The organism is Streptomyces rugosispiralis (genome assembly GCF_024505145.1).
Classification (GTDB): domain Bacteria; phylum Actinomycetota; class Actinomycetes; order Streptomycetales; family Streptomycetaceae; genus Streptomyces; species Streptomyces rugosispiralis.
In genome coordinates, this window is the sequence record NZ_JANIAA010000164.1 from 1 (window position 1) to 1,281 (window position 1,281).

Sequence of the window (1,281 nt, forward strand, 5' to 3'; positions counted from 1 at the left end):
GCGGTGGTGCTGTCGGGTGATGAGGGTGCGGTTCAGGCGGTTGTGGATGTGTTGGCTGGGCGTGGGGTGCGGGTGCGGCGGTTGCGGGTGAGTCATGCGTTCCATTCGGCTCGTATGGACGGCATGCTGGCCGAGTTTGGCGAGGTGCTTCAGGGCGTGGAGTTCCGTGCTCCGAGTGTGCCGGTGGTGTCGAACGTGTCGGGTGTGGTGGCGGGTGAGGAGTTGTGCTCGCCGGGGTACTGGGTGCGTCATGTGCGGGAGACGGTCCGGTTCGCCGATGGGTTGAGCACCCTCCGCGAGCTTGGGGTTGGTTCGTTCCTGGAGCTGGGGCCGGACGGCACGTTGACCGCGCTGGCCGATGGCGATGGTGTGTCGGTACTTCACCGGGATCGTCCGGAACCGACTGCGGCTATGGCGGCTTTGGGCGGGCTGTATGTCCGGGGCATCCAGGTCGACTGGGGGGCGGTGTTCCCCGGCGGTCGGCGGGTCGATCTCCCCACCTATGCGTTCCAACGGCAGCGGTTCTGGCTGGAGTCGTCCCCTGAGCAGCCTGCGACGAGTGTGGTGGACGCGGCGTTCTGGGATGCGGTCGAGCGTGGGGATCTCGGTTCGTTCGGTATTGATGCTGAACAGCCGCTCAGCGCCGCCCTGCCCGCCCTCTCGTCCTGGCGGCGCCATCACCAGGAGAGGTCGCTGGTCGAGTCCTGGCGGTACCGCCTCGACTGGTCCCCGATCGGGGCCGTTTCTGGGCAGCCGAGTCTGCGCGGTACCTGGCTGGTGGTGGGCGAGGGCGGAGACGACGTGGTCGCCGTGCTGCGGGCTGCGGGGGCCGATGCGCGAGTTGTGACGACGGTGGAGCTGAGTGCCGGTCCGGTCGCGGGTGTGGTGTCGTTGTTGTCGGTCGAGGCCACGGTGCTATTGCTCCAGGCCCTTGTGGCGGCCGGGGTCGATGCGCCGTTGTGGTGTGTCACTCGTGGTGCGGTCTCGGTGGTCGACGGAGATCTGGTCGACCCTGATCAGGCGGGAATCTGGGGTCTTGGCCGTGTGATCGGTTTGGAGCATCCGGACCGTTGGGGTGGGCTGGTCGATCTGCCTGCCGAAATGGACGATCGCGTTGGGGGCGCGCTGGTCGGCGTTCTCGTCGGGGGCACTGGTGAGGATCAGGTGGCGATTCGTGCCACGGGTACATGGGGTGCCCGTCTGGAGCGGGCGACGCCGGTCGGTGACGCGGGTGGTGAGGCACCGACCATGTGGTGTGGGCGTGGTGCCGCGCTGGTCACT

Annotated in this window: 1 protein-coding gene; it reads left to right on the forward strand. The window is 68.0% G+C overall.

Annotated features, from left to right (window positions below; translation table 11 throughout):
* Positions 1–6: 6 nt before the first annotated feature.
* The coding region (locus NP777_RS46855) for an acyltransferase domain-containing protein (protein ID WP_256656317.1) at positions 7–1,281 on the forward strand (1,275 nt) is incomplete at its 3' end.